This is a genomic window from Pseudonocardia sp. CA-142604, assembly GCF_050948475.1.
Classification (GTDB): Bacteria; Actinomycetota; Actinomycetes; order Mycobacteriales; family Pseudonocardiaceae; genus Pseudonocardia; species Pseudonocardia alaniniphila.
Genome location: NZ_CP192045.1, coordinates 2,174,280 through 2,193,930, shown reverse-complemented (window position 1 = coordinate 2,193,930; position 19,651 = coordinate 2,174,280). Strand labels below are relative to the sequence as shown.

The 19,651-nt window shown below is 70.9% G+C and carries 19 protein-coding genes and 1 pseudogene; 7 read left to right on the top strand and 13 right to left on the bottom strand.

Annotation, left to right across the window (positions count from 1 at the left end):
* The first annotated feature begins 14 nt into the window (after window positions 1–14).
* Window positions 15–1,394, top strand: a complete 1,380-nt coding sequence (locus tag ACQPZQ_RS09935) for a mycothione reductase (RefSeq protein ID WP_433294304.1) — start codon at window positions 15–17, stop codon at window positions 1,392–1,394.
* 104 nt (window positions 1,395–1,498) lie between these two features.
* On the top strand, window positions 1,499–2,446 hold the full coding sequence (locus tag ACQPZQ_RS09930; protein ID WP_433294302.1) for an acyl-CoA desaturase: 948 nt from the start codon (window positions 1,499–1,501) through the stop codon (window positions 2,444–2,446).
* An 8-nt stretch (window positions 2,447–2,454) separates the two neighbouring features.
* Here the strand turns inward: ACQPZQ_RS09930 and ACQPZQ_RS09925 are convergent, their stop codons facing one another.
* The 6 genes from ACQPZQ_RS09925 to ACQPZQ_RS09900 form a co-directional block, all read right to left on the bottom strand.
* Window positions 2,455–3,267, bottom strand: a complete 813-nt coding sequence (locus ACQPZQ_RS09925) for a lysophospholipid acyltransferase family protein (RefSeq protein WP_433294300.1) — start codon at window positions 3,265–3,267, stop codon at window positions 2,455–2,457.
* A 129-nt stretch (window positions 3,268–3,396) separates the two neighbouring features.
* Window positions 3,397–3,987, bottom strand: coding sequence for a pyridoxamine 5'-phosphate oxidase family protein (locus ACQPZQ_RS09920; protein ID WP_433294298.1), 591 nt, complete (start codon window positions 3,985–3,987; stop codon window positions 3,397–3,399).
* A gap of 10 nt (window positions 3,988–3,997) precedes the next feature.
* Window positions 3,998–4,537 carry a CGNR zinc finger domain-containing protein gene (locus tag ACQPZQ_RS09915; RefSeq protein ID WP_433294296.1) on the bottom strand — a complete coding sequence of 180 codons (540 nt, stop codon included), beginning with the start codon at window positions 4,535–4,537 and terminating at the stop codon, window positions 3,998–4,000.
* Between the two features lie 59 nt (window positions 4,538–4,596).
* Window positions 4,597–5,454 carry a type I methionyl aminopeptidase gene (map, locus tag ACQPZQ_RS09910; protein WP_433294294.1) on the bottom strand — a complete coding sequence of 286 codons (858 nt, stop codon included), beginning with the start codon at window positions 5,452–5,454 and terminating at the stop codon, window positions 4,597–4,599.
* Between the two features lie 37 nt (window positions 5,455–5,491).
* Window positions 5,492–5,872 (bottom strand): DUF3054 domain-containing protein, encoded by a 381-nt coding sequence (locus tag ACQPZQ_RS09905; RefSeq protein ID WP_433294292.1) that lies wholly within the window; start codon window positions 5,870–5,872, stop codon window positions 5,492–5,494.
* A 54-nt stretch (window positions 5,873–5,926) separates the two neighbouring features.
* Window positions 5,927–7,717, bottom strand: a complete 1,791-nt coding sequence (locus ACQPZQ_RS09900; RefSeq protein ID WP_433294289.1) for a penicillin-binding transpeptidase domain-containing protein — start codon at window positions 7,715–7,717, stop codon at window positions 5,927–5,929.
* 215 nt (window positions 7,718–7,932) lie between these two features.
* Between ACQPZQ_RS09900 and rfbC the strand changes: the two genes are divergently transcribed.
* From rfbC to ACQPZQ_RS09885, 3 genes are all read left to right on the top strand, one after another.
* On the top strand, window positions 7,933–8,481 hold the full coding sequence (rfbC, locus tag ACQPZQ_RS09895) for a dTDP-4-dehydrorhamnose 3,5-epimerase (RefSeq protein WP_433294286.1): 549 nt from the start codon (window positions 7,933–7,935) through the stop codon (window positions 8,479–8,481).
* Window positions 8,478–9,761 (top strand): NAD(P)H-dependent oxidoreductase, encoded by a 1,284-nt coding sequence (locus tag ACQPZQ_RS09890; protein ID WP_433294284.1) that lies wholly within the window; start codon window positions 8,478–8,480, stop codon window positions 9,759–9,761. The genes rfbC and ACQPZQ_RS09890 overlap by 4 nt, the downstream gene beginning before the upstream one ends.
* A 199-nt stretch (window positions 9,762–9,960) precedes the next feature.
* Window positions 9,961–10,599: a TetR/AcrR family transcriptional regulator gene (locus ACQPZQ_RS09885; protein ID WP_433294282.1), complete on the top strand. Its 639-nt coding sequence runs from the start codon at window positions 9,961–9,963 to the stop codon at window positions 10,597–10,599.
* Here ACQPZQ_RS09885 and ACQPZQ_RS09880 read toward each other — a convergent pair.
* On the bottom strand, window positions 10,596–11,396 hold the full coding sequence (locus ACQPZQ_RS09880) for a TetR/AcrR family transcriptional regulator (RefSeq protein ID WP_433294280.1): 801 nt from the start codon (window positions 11,394–11,396) through the stop codon (window positions 10,596–10,598). The genes ACQPZQ_RS09885 and ACQPZQ_RS09880 overlap by 4 nt on opposite strands.
* Before the next feature lie 69 nt (window positions 11,397–11,465).
* Between ACQPZQ_RS09880 and ACQPZQ_RS09875 the strand changes: the two genes are divergently transcribed.
* A complete protein-coding gene (locus tag ACQPZQ_RS09875) occupies window positions 11,466–12,458 on the top strand; it encodes an ATP-binding cassette domain-containing protein (protein WP_433294278.1) in 993 nt (330 codons plus the stop codon).
* Window positions 12,455–13,168: pseudogene (locus tag ACQPZQ_RS09870) on the top strand (ABC transporter permease); the annotation flags it as partial. The gene ACQPZQ_RS09875 and the pseudogene ACQPZQ_RS09870, both read left to right, overlap by 4 nt.
* A 108-nt stretch (window positions 13,169–13,276) precedes the next feature.
* On the opposite strand, the gene ACQPZQ_RS09865 reads toward ACQPZQ_RS09870, so the two are convergent.
* From ACQPZQ_RS09865 to dxr, 6 genes are all read right to left on the bottom strand, one after another.
* The gene (locus ACQPZQ_RS09865; RefSeq protein WP_433294276.1) at window positions 13,277–14,092 is read right to left on the bottom strand and encodes an SAM-dependent methyltransferase; all 816 of its coding nucleotides are present in this window, start codon (window positions 14,090–14,092) and stop codon (window positions 13,277–13,279) included.
* Window positions 14,093–14,141: 49 nt separating this feature from the next.
* Entirely contained in the window at window positions 14,142–14,975 is an 834-nt protein-coding gene (locus ACQPZQ_RS09860) for a GNAT family N-acetyltransferase (RefSeq protein WP_433294274.1), read from the bottom strand.
* Window positions 14,976–15,191: 216 nt separating this feature from the next.
* Window positions 15,192–16,334 carry a flavodoxin-dependent (E)-4-hydroxy-3-methylbut-2-enyl-diphosphate synthase gene (ispG, locus tag ACQPZQ_RS09855; RefSeq protein WP_433294272.1) on the bottom strand — a complete coding sequence of 381 codons (1,143 nt, stop codon included), beginning with the start codon at window positions 16,332–16,334 and terminating at the stop codon, window positions 15,192–15,194.
* 74 nt (window positions 16,335–16,408) lie between these two features.
* On the bottom strand, window positions 16,409–16,948 hold the full coding sequence (locus ACQPZQ_RS09850) for a hypothetical protein (RefSeq protein WP_433294270.1): 540 nt from the start codon (window positions 16,946–16,948) through the stop codon (window positions 16,409–16,411).
* Between the two features lie 120 nt (window positions 16,949–17,068).
* Window positions 17,069–18,358 (bottom strand): M50 family metallopeptidase, encoded by a 1,290-nt coding sequence (locus ACQPZQ_RS09845; RefSeq protein ID WP_433294268.1) that lies wholly within the window; start codon window positions 18,356–18,358, stop codon window positions 17,069–17,071.
* Window positions 18,355–19,557, bottom strand: coding sequence for a 1-deoxy-D-xylulose-5-phosphate reductoisomerase (gene dxr / locus ACQPZQ_RS09840; protein ID WP_433294266.1), 1,203 nt, complete (start codon window positions 19,555–19,557; stop codon window positions 18,355–18,357). Before dxr ends, ACQPZQ_RS09845 begins: the two co-directional genes overlap by 4 nt.
* Window positions 19,558–19,651 lie beyond the last annotated feature (94 nt).

Genomic DNA, 19,651 nt, shown 5'->3' with positions numbered 1-19,651 from the left:
GCTAACGTGTTGTCGTGCGCCACCACGATCTCGTCGTCATCGGCACCGGATCCGGCAACTCGATCATCGACAGCCGGTTCGACGATCTCGACGTCGCGCTCGTCGAGCACGGCGTGTTCGGTGGCACGTGCCTGAACGTCGGCTGCATCCCGACGAAGATGTACGTCTACCCGGCCGACGTGGCGGAGGCGGTGCGAACCGCGGGCCGCTACGGGATCGACGCGAACATCGACAAGGTTCGCTGGCGCGACATCCGCGACCGTATCTTCGGCCGGATCGACCCGATCTCGGCCGGCGGCCGGGAGTACCGGGTGCTGCGCTCCCCCAACGTCACGGTCTACGAGGGCCACGCCCGGTTCACGGGGCACAAGGAGCTCGCCGTGGCGCGCACCGACGGCTCCGGCACCGATGCCATCTCCGGCGACCGGGTCGTCATCGCCGCCGGAAGCCGGGCCGTCGTCCCGGACCCGATCGCCTCCTCCGGCGTCCCGTTCCACACGTCCGACACGGTGATGCGGATCGACGACCTGCCCGACCACGTCCTGATCGTCGGCAGCGGCTACATCGGCGCCGAGTTCGCGCACGTGTTCTCCGCTCTCGGAGCCCGCGTCTCGGTCGTCGGGCGCAGCGAGCAGCTGTTGCGCAGCCACGACGAGACCATCGCCGAGCGCTTCACGGCGGTCGCCCGCGAGAAGTGGGACGTCCACCTCGGCCACGAGGTCGCACGCGCGCGGAGCGGCGGCGACGGCGAGGTGGTGCTCGACCTCGCCAACGGCACCGTCCTGCGGGGCGACCTGCTGCTCGTCGCGACCGGGCGGGTGCCCAACGGCGACCGCCTCGACCTCGACCGCACGGGCGTGCCGACCCATCCCGACGGCCGGATCGTGGTCGACGACCAGCAGCGCACGCCGGTCGACGGGATCTTCGCGCTGGGTGACGCGAGCTCCCCCCACCAGCTCAAACACGTCGCGAACCACGAGTCGAAGGTGGTGGCGCACAACCTTCTGTATCCTGACGCACCACGGCGGACCGACCACCGTTTCGTGCCGTCGGCGGTCTTCACCGACCCCCAGATCGCCGCTGTCGGCCTCACCGAGGCCGAGGCCCGGGCCGCAGGCCACGACGTCGCCGTCAAGATCCAGGCCTACGGGGACGTCGCCTTCGGCTGGGCCATGGAGGACACCGTCGGCTTCTGCAAGGTGATCGCCGAGCGCGGCAGCGGCAGGCTGCTGGGCGCGCACGTGATGGGGGCCTACGCGGCCACGGTGATCCAGCCGCTGATCCAGGCGATGTCGTTCGGCCTCGGGGCGCGGGAGATGGCCACTGGTCAATACTGGATCCACCCCGCTCTGCCTGAAGTGGTGGAGAACGCACTGCTCGGTCTGGATCTGTAGGCGTTCACACCCGATCCGGGGTGCCGTCTGCCGGCGAATGCCTGGTAGACAACGTGGCAGTAAGGTCACCCTTCCTTCCTTCGAAACCCACGAGGTGCATGCCCATGACCGTTGCCGAGAGCCCAAGCCGACCAACCGGATCGGCCAAGCCGATCCTCGACGGCCGGCGCGGAGTGGCGCCGCAGATCGCGGTCTACGTGTTCGTGATCGTCCCGCTACTGGCGTTGATCGCTGCCATCCCGTTCGCGTGGGGTTGGGGGCTCGGCTGGACGGATGTCGTCCTCGCGGCCGTGTTCTATGTGATCAGCGGCCTCGGTATCACGGTCGGCTACCACCGGTACTTCACGCACGGATCGTTCAAGGCGAAACGGCCGCTGCGGATCGCCCTGGCCGTCGCCGGCAGCCTGGCGATGCAGGGCCCGGTGATCGACTGGGTTGCCGACCACCGCAGGCACCACGCGTTCTCCGACAAGGAGGGCGACCCGCACTCGCCGTGGCTCTTCGGCACGGGGCCGGGCGCGCTGGCCCGCGGGTTCTGGCACTCGCACATGGGGTGGCTGTTCGAGCGCGACCAGACCAACGAGGCGCGCTTCACTCCCGACCTGCTCGCCGACCGCGACATCGTCCGGGTCGACCGCCTGTTCGTCGCGTGGTCGACAGCCACGCTGCTCGCTCCGGCGCTGCTCGGCGGGCTCCTGACCTGGTCGTGGTGGGGCGCACTCACCGGCTTCTTCTGGGCCGGCCTGGTGCGCGTCGCGCTGCTGCACCACGTGACCTGGTCGATCAACTCCATCTGCCACATGATCGGCGACCAGCCGTTCGCCGCCCGCGACCACTCGCGCAACGTCTGGCCGCTGGCCGTGCTCAGCTTCGGTGAGTCGTGGCACAACCTGCACCACGCCGACCCCACGTGCGCCCGCCACGGCGTACAGCGCGGTCAGGTGGACATCTCCGCCCGGGTGATCCGGATCTTCGAGAAGCTGGGCTGGGCCCACTCCGTGCGCTGGCCCACCCCGCGCAGGCTGGAGAAGCTCGCCCGCTCCGCCGCCTGACCAGCCGGTCAGCTCGCGGGGCGCTCCTGCTCGATCCCGTCGCTGCCGCCCGTTCCGTTCGATCCCGCACCGGCGGGGTCGAACGGGACGGGCGGCGGGGTCTCGCCCCGGATCTCGGCCACCAGCTGCGTGACGTCGGCCATGATCGCGGCGGTGGCGCCGTCGAGGGCCGAACGCGTGCGCGGCCCGCCGACCCACGCGGAGAGGTCGACGGGAGGTCCGGCCACCACCGTCACGTTGCGCCGGGGCAGCAGCCGGGGACGCGCGGTGCCGGGCGGCAGCACGTCCTGCGTGCCCCAGTTGGCCACCGGGATCACCGGAGCGCCCGTGACCAGCGCGATCCGGCCGATCCCGTTCTTCGCCTTCATCGGCCAGCCGTCGGGGTCGGCGGTGTAGGTGGCCTCCGGGTAGAACGCCACGATCTCGCCGCGCTTGATGGCCGCGATCGCGTCGCGGTAGGCGTCGCCTGCCCTCGTCGAGGCGCGGTACACGGGGATGTGGCCACCCCTCCCGAGCACCGAGCGGACGATCGGCACCTTCCACAACTCCGACTTCGCGAGGAAGCGCGGCATCCGGCCGTGGGAGACGGTGAACGCGACGTTGAAGATCGGATCCGAGAACGACACGTGGTTGATGGCCAGCAGCGCTCCGCCCGTGCGCGGGAGGTGCTCGCCGCCCCGCCACGCGATCCGCGTGCCGAACATCGCGAACGGCCAGATCACAGCGATGGCGAGCCCGTACCAGAAACCCGCGCTGCGCCAGCGCCGGGAGAAGGTCAGCACGAGCTTCTGCCACTCCGTGAGCGGCCGTTCCGCCGTCATGTGTCCTCCTCGCACGGGTTCGCGTCCGTCCGGACGCCGATCCTGATCATTTCAGGCATCCGCCGGGCCGCGCCGCCGACGCCGGGGTACCCGTCGCGGTGCGGTGAGCGTCACAGGGGCCGGCGGAACTCAGGCGACGGTGCCCGCCACCGGGATCGCGCCGGGCAGGCCCGGCAGGCCGTCGAGGCTGCGTGCGTTCCGCTCCGCGTGGTAGCGCGCGATCCGCTCGTCGTCGCGGCTGCGCCACACGGCGTCGAGGGTCTCGCGCTCCTCCACCAGATCCATGCGGGGCACCGCGTAGCCGCAGGAGTCGGCCACCCTGGCCACGTCCACGACGATCACCGCTCGCAGGTACGGGCGCCGCTGCTCCCCTGCCTCGCCGAAGCCTGCCAGAACCTCGTCGAACCCGGGATCGCCGGGCGTGACCGCACGTCCGGTGCCGTGCAGGCGCACGATGCCGGGGCGGCCGTCGAACGCGCAGAACATCACACAGATCCGGCCGTTCTCCCGCAGGTGCGCAATGGTCTCCACGCCGCTGCCGGTGAGGTCCAGGTACGCGAAGGTGTGCTCGTCGACCATACGGAAGGTGCCCATGGTGCCCTTGGGCGAGAGGTTCACCAGCCCGTCCGCTTCCAGCGGTGCGGTGGCGACGAAGAAGACCGGCTGCTTCTCGATCCAGGCGGCCATCGTCGCATCGACGCCTTCGTAGACCTTCGCCATGATCCCGACACTACGGCCGTGACGGCCTGCGGACGAGCGGTTGTGAGCCACCCTCGCGTGTGCGGGCGTAATGACGCCCGGCCTTCGCACGGTTCCCGCATGCGTCCATGGAGCACCAGCGCCGCGTGCCGTTGCGCGACGTGTCGTGGAACCAGAGCACGCAGTTCGGGTGGGCGCAGCCCCGGACACGGTCGGGCCGCTCGGCGAGCAGGCGCAGGTGGTCGACGGCCGCATCCCAGGCCGCTCGCCAGTCCGGGTCGACCTCGACGAGCTCGCCGGGGCGCCCATCGGATCCGAGTACCGGCCGGCGGGTGCCGCGGGCGAGCACCGCGTTGAGCGGGCCGGGGTCGTTCTGTTCCAGCTGCGCCCGCAGAGCCGCCCTGACCTCCCGCAAAGCAGCCTCCGACCCACCGGCGTAGCCGTGCTCGGCGAGCCAGTCCGATGTCCCGTTCGGCTCGTCGAACAGGTCGCGGGGGACGCCGCCCTCGCTCCACAGGGTGTTCACCAGGTCGAGGGAGAGGGGCTCCCCGCGCAATGGCCGTTCCGTCACAGAGACAGCCTAACCCTCATTGCACCGTTGACAGGTAAGATCCGCCTGTCCAGCGATGGTCAGGGCAGCGTGAGGATCTCCGCGCCGGTGGCCGTGACCAGCACCGTGTGCTCGAACTGGGCGGTGTGGGCGCGGTCCTTGGTGACGACCGTCCAATCGTCGGGCCAGATGTCGTAGTCGATGGTGCCGAGCGTGATCATCGGCTCGATCGTGAAGGTCATGCCCGGCTCGAGGATCGTGTGCACGCTCGGCTCGTCGTAGTGCAGCACCACGAGGCCGCTGTGGAACGAACGGCCGATGCCGTGGCCGGTGAAGTCGCGCACCACGCCGTAGCCGAAGCGCTTGGCGTAGGACTCGATCACCCGGCCTACGACGTTGAGCTCGCGCCCCGGACGCACGGCCTTGATCGCCCGCATGGTGGCCTCACGGGTGCGCTCGACGAGGAGGCGGTCCTCCTCGGAGACCTCACCGGCGAGGAAGGTGGCGTTGGTGTCGCCGTGGACACCGCCGATGTAGGCGGTGACGTCGATGTTGACGATGTCCCCGTCCTCGATCACGGTGGAGTCGGGGATGCCGTGGCAGATCACCTCGTTGAGGCTGGTGCAGCACGACTTGGGGAAGCCCTTGTAGCCCAGCGTCGACGGGTAGGCCCCGTGGTCGATCAGGAACTCGTGCACCACCCGGTCGACCTCGTCGGTGGTGACACCCGGCGCCACCGCCTCGCCGCCGGCCTGCAGCGCCTGCGCGGCGATCCGGCTGGCCACACGCATGGCCTCGATCACGTCGGGTGTCTGCACCCATGGATCGTTGCTGCGGGACGGGCGGTCCTTGCCGACGTACTCCGGGCGCGGGATCTGAGCGGGTACGGGACGAGTCGGGGAGACGGTGCCAGGAGTCAGCAACGTGCGGGCGGGCATGGCCCCAGTCTAGGCGCCGTGCGGGCTGATCGGCCGCTCAGCGCACCGCGCGCTGATCGGCACGGTGGGACACCAGCAACGACAGCGCCCGCCAACCGATCAGCAGCACCGCGAGGGACACGACGGTGACCACCGCGAAGCTCAGCGGGAGCCGCCACGTGAAGGCGGCCCGCAGCAGGAGTCCGAGCACGGCCGTGCCGGCCAGCACCACCGCACCGGCCCGGAAACCGACCGGGTGGGCCCGCACTACCGGGGTGGCCCAGGACGCGACCAGACCGATCAGGAACGGGGCCGCGGTGGCGAGCAGACCCGACAGGCTCTCGGCCTCGGCGTGGCTGATCCGGCCGACAGCGGCGAAGACGACCACCGCGATCACATCGGCCGCGAACGCGAGCGCGGGGATCCGGCGGGGAGACATGCACTCCAGCGTAAGCGCCAGAGCGGCGTTCCGGCTCTGATCGTCGCGTTCCGATCAGCCGATCGTGGTGAGAAACCGCTCCGCCACTTCCACGGCAGGTGCGGAGGACCCCGCGTCGACGACGAGTACGGCGAACGCGACGTCTCCTCGGTACCCGACGAACCACCCGTGCGCCCGGCCTCCCCCGGTGAACTCGGCGGTGCCCGTCTTGCCGTACACCTCGCCGAGCCCGGCCAGCCTGCTCGCAGTGCCCTCGGTGACCACCGCACGCATCATGGGCCGCAGCTGGTCCAGCTCCGCTGCGCTCGGACCGGTGGCTGCCCGCAGCACCTGGGTGGGCCGGTCGCGCAGCAGCTGCGGCACCACCGGTGAACCGTGGGCCACCGTGGCGGCGGCCAGCGCCATCCCCAGCGGGGTGGCAAGCACCTGGCCTTGGCCGAACCCGTCCTCGGCACGCTGGACGGCGTCGGCCGACGCGGGTACCGAGCCGGTGATCGTGGTGAGGGCGGGCACCACGTAGTCGGCCCCCAGGCCGAACCGTAGCGCCGCCGCCGGCAGCGCGCTCCCGCTGAGCTGCGACGCGAGACGCGCGAACGTGGTGTTGCAGGACCGGGCGAACGCCGTGCGCAGCGGGACGGTGCCGAGGTCGAGGCGTTCGGAGTTGGGCACGGGGCGCCCACCGATGACCGTGGTGCCGGGGCAGGCCACCGGTGAGGTCTCGGTGAGCCCCTCTTCGGCCACCGCCGCGGCCGCTGTGACGATCTTGAAGGTGGACCCCGGCGGATAGCGCCCGGTCAGGGACAGCGCACCACCGGCGTCGGCAGCATCGTTCTGGGCCACGGCCAGCATGTCACCGGTGGACGCCGACACGGCGACGAGCATCGCCTGCTGCGGCACCGGCTCCACGGCGTCCTCGGCTGCTGCCTGCACCCCGCGATCCATGCCGATGGTGACCGTGCTGCCCGGGTGGGGTGGTTCCTCGACGAGCGGGCGGATCGTGGCGCCGTCCGAGTCGGCCAGCACCACCGACCACCCTGCGACCCCCTCGAGCTGCGCGGCCGTCTCGTTGCGGATCGCGGGCAGCACCTGCCGGCCGAAGTCGGCGTCGGGCGCCAGCAGCCGCTGGGAGCTGCTGAAGCGAACACCGGGCAGGTCGTGGATGGCGGGCTTCACGGTCTGGTAGTCGACGTCACGCAGAACGGCGACGGGATACGCCTGCCCGTCGGGCGTGCGGGCGGCACCGTCGGTGATCGAGGCCTGCGTGATCCGGGGGTCCAGCGGCCCGAGCGCGCGAGCGAGGGCGTCGGTGACACCGGGCAGGTCGCCGGTTGCCTTCCGGTCCAGGAGCACCGAGACGACCGGCGTGGCTGTGAGCACGGGTACCCCGGCGCGATCGACGACCGGAGCAGGAGGGGCCGGGTCGGTGCGCAGCGCCAGCCGTTGCCGGGCCGCCAGGTCGGGATGCACCACCGTGGGCGCCCAGCGCACGGCCCAGCCGTGCTCCTTCTCGGGAGAGGGCAGCAGCTCGAGCTCGTTCAGGTAGGTCCATGTGCGATCCGGGCCGAGGTGCCAGGTCATCTCCACGGAGGCCGCGGCGCGCTCGGTGGCGGTGCGCACCTGGGCGACCTCGGCCACCAGCGTGGCCGGAGCGAGCGCCTCGCGGGTGGCGACCATCAGCTGACCCGCCGCCGCGGGCGCGTCGGTGAGGGCGGCCGCCCCCATGTCGTCACCTGCCGACCAGGCCGCGACGAAGGCGCTGGCCGTCTTCTCCGGGCCGTCGTCCCCGAACAGCCCGCACCCGGCCGTGACCATCAGGACCGGCAACGCCGCGAGGAAGGCAGGCAACCGCCGGGCGGTCCGAACCGGACGGCAAGGGTGCACGCGGTCAGTATGCCCAGCTAAGTAGTTCGCCGCTCCGGACGATCTTTACTCGGGAGTACGCGAGCCTCGGGCGGCAGAGACCGGTGCATCGCGAGGGGTGTCGCCCTGTCGGGCGCAGCCGAACGGGTGAGTCACGGCTACCATCCCGCGACACCATGACGGAAGGACGAACCCTCCCCATGCAGATCACCCCGACCCCGCTCCCCGGGTCCGCGCTGATCGATCTGACACTCCTGGAGGACGACCGCGGCTTCTTCGCGCGGATGTTCTGCCGGCAGGAGTTCATCGAGGCCGGTCTCGAACCCCTGGTCGAACAGGCCAACGTCTCGTTCAACCACAAGGCCGGCACCCTGCGTGGGCTGCACTACCAGCTCGAACCGAACGCGGAGACCAAGCTGGTGCGCTGTTCCCGCGGCGCGATCTACGACGTGATCGTCGACCTGCGGCCGGAGTCCCCCACCTACCTGCGGTGGTTCGGGGCCGAGCTCACCGCGGACAACCGCACGGCGATGTACGTGCCGCGCAGCTTCGCGCACGCCTACCTCACCCTCACCGATGGCGTCGAGGTGTCCTACCAGGTCAGCACGCCCTACACGCCGGGCGCCGAACGCGGCCTGCGGTGGGACGACCCCGCGATCGGCATCGACTGGCCGATCCCGCCGGTGCTCGTCTCCGAGAAGGACGCGAGCTGGCCGCTGCTGTCGGAGGCGTCGGTGGAGGCCCGATGATCATCCTGGACACAGCCCTACGGCGGCGCGAGGCCGAGGGCCGTCCCATCCGTGTCGGCATGATCGGTGCCGGCTTCATGGGCCGCGGCCTGGCCAACCAGATCGTCAACTCGGTGCCGGGCATGCTTCTCGTCGCCGTCGCGAACCGCACACTTGCCCACGCCGAGCGTGCCTACGCCGAGGCGGGCGTCGAACCCGTGCGGGTGGAGAACGCCGGCGAGCTCGACGCGGCGATCGAGAAGGGCACCCCGGCCGTTCTCGAGGACGCGTTCGAGCTGATCAAGGCCGTGCACCTGGACTGCGTCGTCGACGTCACCGGTGCGGTCGAGTTCGGCGCCAGGGTCACCGTCGCGGCCATCGAACGGGGCCTGCCCGTCGTCACGATGAACGCCGAGCTGGACGGCACCGTCGGTCCGCTGCTCGCGCACCGTGCCCGTGAGGCGGGCGTGGTGCTCACGGGCGCCGACGGCGACCAGCCCGGTGTTCAGGCCAACCTGCTGCGGTTCGTGAAGGGTCTCGGCGTCACGCCGCTCGTCGCGGGCAACATCAAAGGCCTGCAGGACGAGTACCGCACCCCGACCACGCAGAAGGCGTTCGCCGAGCGCTGGGGCCAGGACCCGTACATGGTCACGAGCTTCGCCGACGGCACCAAGATCTCGTTCGAACAGGCGATCGTCGCCAACGCGTTCGGCCTCACCGTGGCGAAGCGGGGCATGAACGGCTGGGACCACGAGGGCCACGTCGACGAGCTCACCACCCGCTATGAGGTGGACGAGCTACGCGAGCTGGGCGGGATCGTCGACTACGTCGTGAAGGCGAAACCAGGCCCCGGCGTCTTCGTGCTCGGCACCCACGACGACCCGAAACAACGCCACTACCTGGAGCTCTACAAGCTCGGTACGGGCCCGCTGTACTCCTTCTACACGCCTTACCACCTGTGCCACTTCGAGGTGCCCAACTCGGTGGCGCGGGCTGTCGACTTCGGCGACGCCGCGCTCGCTCCACCGGCCGGTCCGCGGGTCGACGTGGTCGCCACGGCCAAGCGAGACCTGCGGGCCGGCGCGACAGTCGACGGCCTCGGCGGGTACGACACCTACGGCGTGGCGGAGGGGTGCGCGGTCGTGCGCGCCGAGAACCTGCTGCCGATGGGGGTGGCCGAGGGGTGCGTGCTCAGGAGGGACGTCCCGAAGGACGCGGTGCTCACCTACGGCGACGTGACGCTGCCTCCCGGCCGGCTCGTCGACCAGTTGCGCGAGGAGCTGGAGAAGCTCTTCGCCTGACGCCACCAGGCCCCGCGATCCGCCAGGACACCTCGCGGGAGGCGATCATCCGCCGGGCCAGGAACGGCGTGCAGGACCTGTTGCCGAAGACCCGAAAGCTCGCACTGCGGCGCTGACGTCCACGGCTGCGCCGGCCGCCTGCGCTCGCCACCATCGTCCCGGGCGAGTCGCAGATCAGCCGACAGCGGAAGATGGGCCCGTGACCGACCATCCGGACCTTGCCGCCACCGAGGCGGCCCGGCCGCAGCGACCACGCAGCGTACGGGCGCGCAAGGCCGTCCTCGACGCGACGAACGAGCTGCTCGCCGAGGGCGGCCTCCCCGTGGCGACGATCGATGCGATCAGCGCCCGGTCCGGGGTCAGCAAGGCGACGATCTACAAGCACTGGCCCAGCCGCACCGCCGTGGCGGCCGAGGCGTTCGGGCTGCGGATGTCCAGCGCGCTGCCGCCGCCCGACACGGGCTCGGCCCGCGGCGACTTCACCACGCAGGTCCGCCTGGTCAGCGAGTTCTACGCCAGCCCGGCGGGCACTGTCTTCGCCCAGCTGCTCGCGGCCTCGGTCACCGACGCCGAGGCCGCCCACTTCTTCCGCACGTTCTTCCTCGCAGGCAGGCGACAGGCGATCGCGGAGCTGTGGCAACGCTCGAAGGACCGCGGCGAGGTGCGGTCCGACGTCGACGTGGAAGTCGCCCAGGACGTCCTGTTCGGCCCGTTGATCTTCCGGCTGCTGAGTGGGCACGCGCCCCTCACCGAGGAGCAGGCCGCGCAGATCGCCGACGCCGCGCTGAACGGGCTGCTCACCGAGGCCGGCGGAAACGGCGCCGTCGGGTCCGCCTAGGAGTCACATCCGGCGACGGGTGGCCGCGGTCGCTCGGGCGGGCCCGTCGCACGGCGTGCCTCGATCAGTACCGCCAGCCCGTCGAGCACCCGCTGCAGGCCGAACTCGAAGTTGTCGAACATCGAGGTGAACGCCCCTGCCTCGCCCACCTTGCTCAGCATCGGGAGCTTCCCCTCGACGACGGCGGGCCCGACGTACTCGCCCTGGATCTCCCACCATTCGTCGTCGCTGACGCCGGTGCTGTCCGCCGCCTGCATCGCCTCGATCGTGGTCTTGGCCAGCCCCGAGACGAACGAGCTGAGCATCACCACGGCTGCGAGCATCTCGTGCTCGTCGAGGCCGATGCCGTCCACGGCGAGCAGGGTGACGTCGGTGGACGCCATCGAGTTCGGCCCGAGCATCGGTCGTCCCTGCGCGATCTGCAGCATCCACGGGTGGCGCAGGTAGAGCGCCCATTCCTGGCGGCCGAACTCCTCGAGGCGTTCACGCCAGTCGCCCGTCACCGCCCGCACGGCCGCCAGGTCCTCGGCGTACACCTCGTCGACCATCAGGTCGATCAGCTCGGCCTTGCCCGGCACGTACCGGTAGAGCGACATCGCCCCGACGCCGAGCGCCGAGGCGATCCGCCGCATCGACAACGCGGCGAGCCCCTCGGCATCGGCCACGTCGATCGCGGCACGCACGATCCGCTGGACGGACAGCCCCGGCCGTGGGCCGCGGGTCGGCTCCTCCGGCGTGCCCCACAGCAGTTCCAGGCTGCGCCGGAAGTCCCCGCCACCACTCTGCACAGAAGTCATTTGCCGACGATCCTAGAACTGAGTACATTGTACGAAATAACACGTACAGCGTACTCAGTAAGGGGGATCATGGCGGCCGGACGGAACGCCGTAGTGGCAGAAGGGCTCGGCAAACGCTTCGGCGACAAGGTGGCGCTGGACGGGTTCGACCTCACGGTGGCCGAGGGCTCGGTGTGCGGGCTGCTCGGACCCAACGGCGCCGGGAAGACCACGGCCGTGCGCGTGCTCGCCACGCTGCTGCGCGCCGACGCCGGGCGCGCGGAGGTGGCGGGGTTCGACGTGGCACGCGAGGCCGCGATGGTCCGCCGGCAGATCGGCCTCACGGGCCAGCAGGCCACGGTGGACGACATCCTCACCGGACGGGAGAACCTGATCATGTGGGGCCGGCTCTTCCACCTCGGTTCCTGCGCCGCCGCCCGCCGGGCAGACGAGCTGCTCGAACAGTTCGGGCTCACCGACGCGGCCCACCGGCGGGCGAAGCTCTACTCGGGCGGTATGCGCCGCCGCCTCGACATCGCCAGCAGCCTGGTGCTCGCCCCGCGCGTGTTCTTCCTCGACGAGCCGACAACCGGGCTCGACCCGCGCAACCGCGGCGAGGTATGGAACGCGCTGCGCGGCTTGGTCGCGGGCGGCACCACCGTGCTGATGACCACCCAGTACCTCGACGAGGCCGACCAGCTCGCCGACCAGATCGTCGTGCTCGACGGCGGCCGCAAGGTCGCCGAGGGCACACCGTCACACCTCAAGTCGCAGGTCGGCGGCGACCGGATCGACATCCTGCTCCGCGACGAGGCGGACGTGCCGGCCGCCGCGGCCCTCCTCGCCCGTATCACCGGCGTCGAACCGGACGTCGACGCCCCGCTGCGCCGGCTCAGCGCGGCGGTGCGAGGCCGCGTCGCCACGCTCACGGAGGTGGTCAGGGCGCTCGACCACGACGGCCTCGTGGCCGAGGACATCGGCCTGCGCCGTCCCACCCTCGACGAGGTCTTCCTGCGGCTGACGGGCCGTCCCGCAGAGCCGTCCACCACCAGCGAGCCCGACAAGACGGAGGTCGCCGCATGACCACGCTGACCGCTCCCCCGCGGGCGAGCTCGCTGCGCTGGGTCCTCACCGACTCCTGGACGGTCGCCCGTCGCGATCTCATCCACTGGACCCGCAACCCGACTGTGATCATCGCCGGGCTGGCCTTCCCGATCATGTTCGTGCTGCTCTACGGGTACGTCTTCGGCAGCGCGATGATCGTGCCGGGCGGCGGGGACTACCGCGAGTTCCTGATGCCCGGCATGTTCGCGCAGACGATGATGTTCGGGGCGGCCTCCACCATCTCCGCCGTCGCCGCCGACAGGGCCAGGGGCGTCACCGACCGGTTCCGATCCATGCCGATGGCCCAGCCCGCGGTGGTCGTGGGGCGCAGCACCGCCGACATGGTCAACTCGGTGCTCGACCTCGCCGTGCTCGTCGGATGCGGGCTACTCGTCGGATGGAGCTCGAACGCCGGCCTGCTGCCCACCCTCACGGCATTCGGCCTGCTGCTCCTGCTCCGGTTCGCGATGATCTGGGTGGGCATCTACCTCGGCCTCATCGTCAGCGAGGAGGCCGCGGGCAGCACCTGGGCACTGCTCTTCCCGCTCACGATGATCTCCAACACGTTCGTCTCGCCGTCGCTGATGCCCCCGTGGCTGGGCACGATCGCCGAGTGGAACCCGCTGTCCGCCACGGTCGCGGCCACGCGCGAGCTGTTCGGCAACAGCGTGCCCGAACTGGTGGGCACCTCGTGGCCCGCACAGAATGCCCTTCTGCTCGCGGTGGCGTGGCCCGTGTTGATCGTGGCGGTGTCCTGCCGCTGGCGGTGCGCCGCTACCACTCCGCGGCGCGCTGAGCTATCCCTTGCGTCCGACGGCGCCGTACTCGTCGACGGCCACAGGAACACCGAGGTCGACGGCGTCCGGCCGCCACAGCGGGCAGGCGACGACCCCCGGCTCGAGCAGCTCCAGCCCGTCGAAGTACTGGGCGATCTGCTCGGGGGTGCGCAGCGTGTAGGGCAACGAGCCTGCCTTGTTCCACATGTCGATGGCCGCGTCGAACGGCCCGCCGTCGGTGGTGCCGTCCGCGACCACCAGGTAGCTGTCCGGGGGAAGAGCGGCCACCAGCCCCCCGACGACCTCCCGCGCACGCTCGAAGTCGGGCACGTGCCCGAGGATGTTCATGAGCATGAGCGCGATCGGCTGGGTGAAGTCGAGGCTCTGCGCGGCGGCCTCGAGGATCCGGGGGGTGTCGAACAGGTCCGCGTCGATGTAGGTGGTGGAGCCCTCGGGGGAGCTGAGGAGGAGCGCGCGGGCGTGCGCGAGCACGATCGGGTCGTTGTCGACGTAGACGATGCGGGACTCGGGGGCCACCCGTTGGGCTACCTCATGGGTGTTGTCCACAGTGGGCAGGCCGGTGCCGATGTCGAGGAACTGCCGAACTCCGGCTTCCCCGGCGAGGTGCCGGACGGCCCGGGCGAGGAATTGCCGCGACGAGCGGGCGATGTCGACGATCGGCGGGAAGAGCTCGCGGAACTGGTCACCGACGCGGCGGTCGACCTCGTAGTTGTCCTTGCCACCGAGCCAGTAGTTCCAGATGCGCGGGGAGTGGGCAACATCGGTATCGATCACCGATGCCTGCCCGAGACCGGATCCGTCCTCCGTCACGCTCATGACCTCCTGCCAGGTTGGGGATGCTGCGTCCCACCCTAGGCGAAGACGATCAGAAGAGGATCGTGGCGAAGCTGCCGACCTGCGTGAAGCCGATCCGGTCGTATGCCGAGCGGGCCACGCGGTTGAAGCCGTTGACGTAGAGACTCGACACGCGGCCGAGGGCGGCCAGACGCTCGACCACGGCGGCGGTGCCTGCCGTGCCCAGCCCCTGGCCACGGAGGCTGGGGTGCACCCAGACGCCCTGGATCTGCCCCACCTGGCGTGACAGCGCGCCGATCTCCGCCTTGAACACCACCTCGCCGCCCTCGAATCGGGCGAACGCCCGACCCGCGGCGACCAGCTCGGCCACACGGGACCGATAGCCGACCCCTCCGTCGCCTGCGCGCGGGTCGATGCCCACCTCCTCGGTGAACATCGCGACCGCCGCCGGCAGGTAGCGGTCCAGCTCGTCGGGGCGGACCGCGCGGACGTACGGGTCGGCGGTGACCGCGGGCGCGCCCGCCAGCGCCATCAGCGGCTGGTCGGCGCGCACCTCACGGGCGGGCGCCCAGTGTCCGGCGAGGTCGTCCCACAACGGCAGCACCAGCTCGGCCCGCCCGACCAGCGACGAGCAGGTGCGCCCGTAGCGGCGGGCCCGGTCGGCGAAGCTGCGGAGAGCCGCGCGCTCACCCCGCAGCGGCACGAGGTTGGCGCCGGAGAAGCAGAGACCGTCGAAACGCGAGCCGACGCCCCACAACTCACCCCCGAGACGCCAGGGATCCAGCCCCGCCACCTCGACGCGGGCGGCGACCATGCAAGCGGCAACGGGATCACTCTCGAGGACCGCGCAGACGTCCGCGCGGTCCCGGTCGTCGAGGAGCCGCGCTCCGGCGACACGAAGCACCCCATCACGATGCCAGACGGCCGCCACCATGCACACGACGGGATGGGTCTGAGCACCCCGAAATATCGCCGCGCACGGTAGTCGTGCCGCGCGATGGCACCAATGCGAGAACCGCCCCGCTCGTCCGGGACATGATCGTGGCGCCCGTCGTCCGCTCGCGGGCCGCGCGATTCCGGGCCGCTCACCCGATGGCGACGGAGCGCAGCTCCGCTCCGCTCACCCCACGGTGACCTGCGGCTCGCCCTCCTCCTCGATCGACTCGGCGATCTTCATCGCCTCCTCGATCAGCGTCTCGACGATGGCGTGCTCCGGAACGGTCTTGATCACCTCGCCGCGGACGAAGATCTGACCCTTACCGTTGCCTGACGCCACGCCGAGATCGGCTTCCCGGGCCTCCCCCGGACCGTTGACGACGCAGCCCATGACGGCCACCCGCAGCGGCACCTCCATGCCGGTGAGACCGGCCGTGACCTCGTCGGCGAGCTTGTAGACGTCCACCTGGGCGCGCCCGCACGACGGGCAGGAGACGATCTCGAGCTTGCGCGGGCGGAGGTTGAGCGACTGCAGGATCTGCGTGCCGACCTTGATCTCCTCGACGGGAGGCGCGGAGAGCGAGACGCGGATCGTGTCGCCGATGCCCTGGCGCAGCAGCGCCCCGAACGCCACGGCCGACTTGATCGTGCCTTGGAACGCCGGACCCGCCTCGGTGACTCCCAGGTGCAGCGGGTAGTCGCAGGACTCGGCCAGCAGTTCGTAGGCGCGCACCATGACGACCGGGTCGTTGTGCTTCACCGAGATCTTGATGTCGTGGAAGTCGTGCTCGGCGAACAGGCCCGCCTCCCACAGCGCGGACTCGACGAGCGCCTCCGGCGTGGCCTTGCCGTACTTCTCCATCAGGCGCTTGTCGAGCGAGCCCGCGTTGACGCCGATGCGGATCGGGGTGCCGTGGTCCTTGGCGGCGGCCGCGATCTCCTTGACCTTGTCGTCGAACTTCTTGATGTTGCCCGGGTTGACGCGCACGGCGGCGCAGCCCGCCTCGATCGCCGCGAAGACGTACTTGGGCTGGAAGTGGATGTCGGCGATCACCGGGATCTGCGACTTCCTCGCGATGGCGGGAAGCGCGTCGGCGTCGTCCTGGCTGGGGCACGCGACCCGGACGATGTCGCAGCCTGCCGCGGTGAGCTCGGCGATCTGCTGGAGGGTCGCGTTGACATCAGAGGTGAGGGTGGTGGTCATCGACTGCACGGAGATCGGGGACTCGGACCCGACTCCGACGGGACCGACCTGCAGCTGCCGGGTGGACCGGCGAGGGGCCAGGGTCGGCGCGGGAGGTGCGGGCATGCCCAGTGAGACGCTCACGGCGCCCAGTATCCTCCGACACCCTCCACCGCCGCTGGCGGCGTGCTCGGGAGCACTCTCTCGTGCACGGAGGGCTACGTGCGACCGGTGTCTTCCTGGGCCTTGCGCAGCGTCGACGAGTGCGGCAGCCAGGTGGCGAGCTCTACCGGCCATCCGTCGGCCTCGAGCAACGAGACGACCGCGGGGTCGTCGTCGAGCACCGACACCACACTCCGCACGGTGGAGAGCTTCCGCAGCACCTCGCGCTTGACCCAGCGAGCCGGGCGCCGGTCGTCGTCGGCGCGCATGACGAGCGGCTCCACCGGCAGTTCGTGGCGCACCAGCCAGTCCTCCGTGAGCCGCCGGGTGCGCTCGGGCCGGCCGGTCAGGTAGAGCACATCGTGGGCCGCGAGCGCGGCACGCACCCGCTCAGCACCCTCGACGAGGAGCGGGTCGCGGTCGGCGGACTGGAAGAAGTGCTCCCAGCGCTGGGGGCGGGCCTCCAGATGGTGCAACCGGTGGCGGACGTCGGCGAGCACACCGTCGATGTCGAACACGGCGAGAGGGTTGCGCTCGGAGTACGGGTCACGCGGGACCGTGGGTGGAGCGGGGACACCCGCCGCGCTGATAGTCACACCTTCAATTATCCAGGTGCCGATGCGGCCCGCAGCCGGTCGTGGCGGGCACCACGTTTCCGGCGATGACCTGCGGCAATGCTGCCGAGAGCACTGTCAGCAGCACTGCTGGGAGAGCCGTCAGAAGAGCTGGACCGGGTTGATGATGTCGGCGACGAACAACAACGCGCTCCACCCGATGAACACCAGCGCCACGACGTAGGCCACCGGCATCAGCTTCGCGACGTCGACGGGACCGGGGTCGGGCAGCCCGCGCAGCTTCGCGATCCGCCGTTTCACCGCCTCCCAGATCGCCGGGAAGATCTGACCGCCGTCCAGCGGCGGGATCGGCAGCAGGTTGAACAGGAACAACGAGATGTTCAACCCGGCCAGGAGCTGCAGGAACACCGAGAGCTCTGCGAGCGGAGGGGCGTCGGAGGCGAGGATCTCCCCGCCGATCCGCGAGGCACCGACGATGCCGATCGGGCCGTTGACGTCACGCTGCTCGCCGAGGAACACCGCCCCGAACAGCCCCGGCACCCGGGCGGGCAGCTGCACGATCGCGTGCCCGGTGCGGCCCACGATGTCGCCGATCTGCTCGAAGACGGCACCGACGTCCTTGCGCTCGTAGGCCGAGACGAGGCTGACACCGAGGAACCCGCCCTGGACGGTCTGCGATCCGTCGTCGAAGCTCGCCAGCTCGGTGCGGATCGGGGTCGGATGCAGGTCGATGCGCTGCCCGTCGCGTTCGACGGTGACCGTCACCGTGCCGGAGGACGCCCGGATCGCCTCCTGCAGGTCGCGACCGTCGAACTGCGTGTAGGGATGCCCGTTGAAGGCGAGAATGCGGTCGCCGGGCCGGAAGCCCGCGGCGGCGGCCGGCGTGGGGGGCGCGCCAGGCGGGCACTGCTCGGTCGACGGAGCGGTGGCCGAGACGACACAGGCGCTGACCTCACCGACGTCCGTGGTGGACGTGGGCACACCGATACCCATCAGCACGATCGCGAACAGGAACACCGCGAGGACGAGGTTCATGAACGGGCCCGCGAACATCACGATGATGCGCTTCCACGGAGCCCGCAGGTAGAACTGGCGGTCGGCGTCCTCGGGCTTCACATCCATCGCCGACTGCTGGCGAGCGTCGTCGATCAGGCCCTGGAACGGACCGGTACGGCGGCTCCGGCCGAGCGTCTCGCCCTTGGCGGGCGGGATCATCCCGATCATCCGGATGTAGCCGCCCAGCGGCACGGCCTTGAGCCCGAACTCCGTCTCGCCGACCTTGCGCGACCAGATCGTGCGACCGAAGCCGACCATGAACTCGGGAACCTTGATGCCGAACCACTTGGCCGTGGTGAAGTGACCGAGCTCGTGCCAGGCGACCGAGAACAGGATCCCCACGAAGAAGATCACGATACCGATCACGGTCATCATGTGGTTGCTCCAGCTTGTCCGGTACCGATGCTCGCTCCGCCGGCGCTGCGGGAGACGGCCTCGCGCGCGTGGGCCCGTGCCCACTGCTCGGCCGCCAGCACCTCGGCAACGGTAGCGGGGTCGCCGTGCCAGGCGTCGGCGGCGTCGAGCACGCCCTCGAGGACCTCACAGATGCCCGGGAACGGCAGCGCACCAGCGACGAAGGCGGCCACGGCCTCCTCGTTGGCGGCGTTGAGCACGGCCGGCAGGCAACCGCCCGCCGTGCCTGCTGCCCTGGCCAGCCGTACGCCGGGGAAGGCGTCGTCGTCGAGGGGCTCGAAGGTCCAGCTCTGAGCAGCGTCCCAGCGGCACGGCTTCGCGGCCCCCGGGAGCCGGTCGGGCCAGCCGAGCGCGAGCGCGATGGGCAGCTTCATGTCCGGAGGGCTGGCCTGCGCGAGCGTCGAACCGTCGACGAAGGTGACCATCGAGTGCACGATCGACTGCGGGTGCACCACCACGTCGATCCGCTCGTAGGGCACGTCGAACAGCAGGTGCGCCTCGATCAGCTCGAGGCCCTTGTTCACGAGGTTGGCCGAGTTGATCGTGACGACGGGGCCCATGTCCCACGTCGGGTGCGCCAGCGCCTCCGCCACGGTGACGCCGGCCAGGTCGGCGCGCCGCCTGCCCCGAAACGGGCCACCGGACGCGGTGAGCACCAGCCGGTCCACCTCGTTCACCCGGCCGCCCCGCAGGCACTGGGCGAGCGCGGAGTGCTCGGAGTCGACAGGGACGATCTGGCCCGGCGCGGCCGCCCCCGTGACCAGGGCTCCCCCGGCCACCAGCGACTCCTTGTTGGCGAGCGCCAGGGTGGCTCCGGAGGCGAGGGCCGCGAGGGTGGGGCCGAGCCCGACCGAGCCCGTGATCGCGTTGAGCACGGTGTCGGCGCCCGCCGTGGCCGTGAGCTCGGTGGCCGCATCCGGACCGGCCAGGACCTCGACGTCCGGCAGCAGCTCCCGTAGCGCCACGGCGGCGTCGGCACGGGCCACGGCCACCCGGCGCACGCCGTGGTCGCGGGCCTGCCGGGCGAGGAGATCGAGGTCGCCACCGCCCGCGGCGAGCCCCGCCAGGACAAATCGGTCCGGGTGGGCCGCGATGACGTCGAGCGCCTGGGTGCCGACGGAGCCCGTCGAACCCAGCACGAGAACGGAACGCTTACTCATCGCACTCTCCCGCCGCGCCCGGTCAGCGCATCGCCCAGGCGCAGTGACATCGACTCGCTCACACGCTCACTCATCACCACCCATCATCCCTGCT

Excerpts from the sequence above, each read along its gene's own strand:
- ACQPZQ_RS09930 (WP_433294302.1), top strand. The coding sequence starts at position 1,499 with ATGACCGTTGCCGAGAGCCCAAGCCGACCAACCGGATCGGCCAAGCCG.
- ACQPZQ_RS09925 (WP_433294300.1), bottom strand. The coding sequence starts at position 3,267 with ATGACGGCGGAACGGCCGCTCACGGAGTGGCAGAAGCTCGTGCTGACC.
- ACQPZQ_RS09920 (WP_433294298.1), bottom strand. The coding sequence starts at position 3,987 with ATGGCGAAGGTCTACGAAGGCGTCGATGCGACGATGGCCGCCTGGATC.
- map (WP_433294294.1), bottom strand. The coding sequence starts at position 5,454 with ATGCCCGCCCGCACGTTGCTGACTCCTGGCACCGTCTCCCCGACTCGT.
- ACQPZQ_RS09905 (WP_433294292.1), bottom strand. The coding sequence starts at position 5,872 with ATGTCTCCCCGCCGGATCCCCGCGCTCGCGTTCGCGGCCGATGTGATC.
- rfbC (WP_433294286.1), top strand. The coding sequence starts at position 7,933 with ATGCAGATCACCCCGACCCCGCTCCCCGGGTCCGCGCTGATCGATCTG.
- ACQPZQ_RS09890 (WP_433294284.1), top strand. The coding sequence starts at position 8,478 with ATGATCATCCTGGACACAGCCCTACGGCGGCGCGAGGCCGAGGGCCGT.
- ACQPZQ_RS09880 (WP_433294280.1), bottom strand. The coding sequence starts at position 11,396 with ATGACTTCTGTGCAGAGTGGTGGCGGGGACTTCCGGCGCAGCCTGGAA.
- ACQPZQ_RS09875 (WP_433294278.1), top strand. The coding sequence starts at position 11,466 with ATGGCGGCCGGACGGAACGCCGTAGTGGCAGAAGGGCTCGGCAAACGC.
- ACQPZQ_RS09865 (WP_433294276.1), bottom strand. The coding sequence starts at position 14,092 with ATGAGCGTGACGGAGGACGGATCCGGTCTCGGGCAGGCATCGGTGATC.
- ACQPZQ_RS09845 (WP_433294268.1), bottom strand. The coding sequence starts at position 18,358 with ATGATGACCGTGATCGGTATCGTGATCTTCTTCGTGGGGATCCTGTTC.
- dxr (WP_433294266.1), bottom strand. The coding sequence starts at position 19,557 with ATGAGTAAGCGTTCCGTTCTCGTGCTGGGTTCGACGGGCTCCGTCGGC.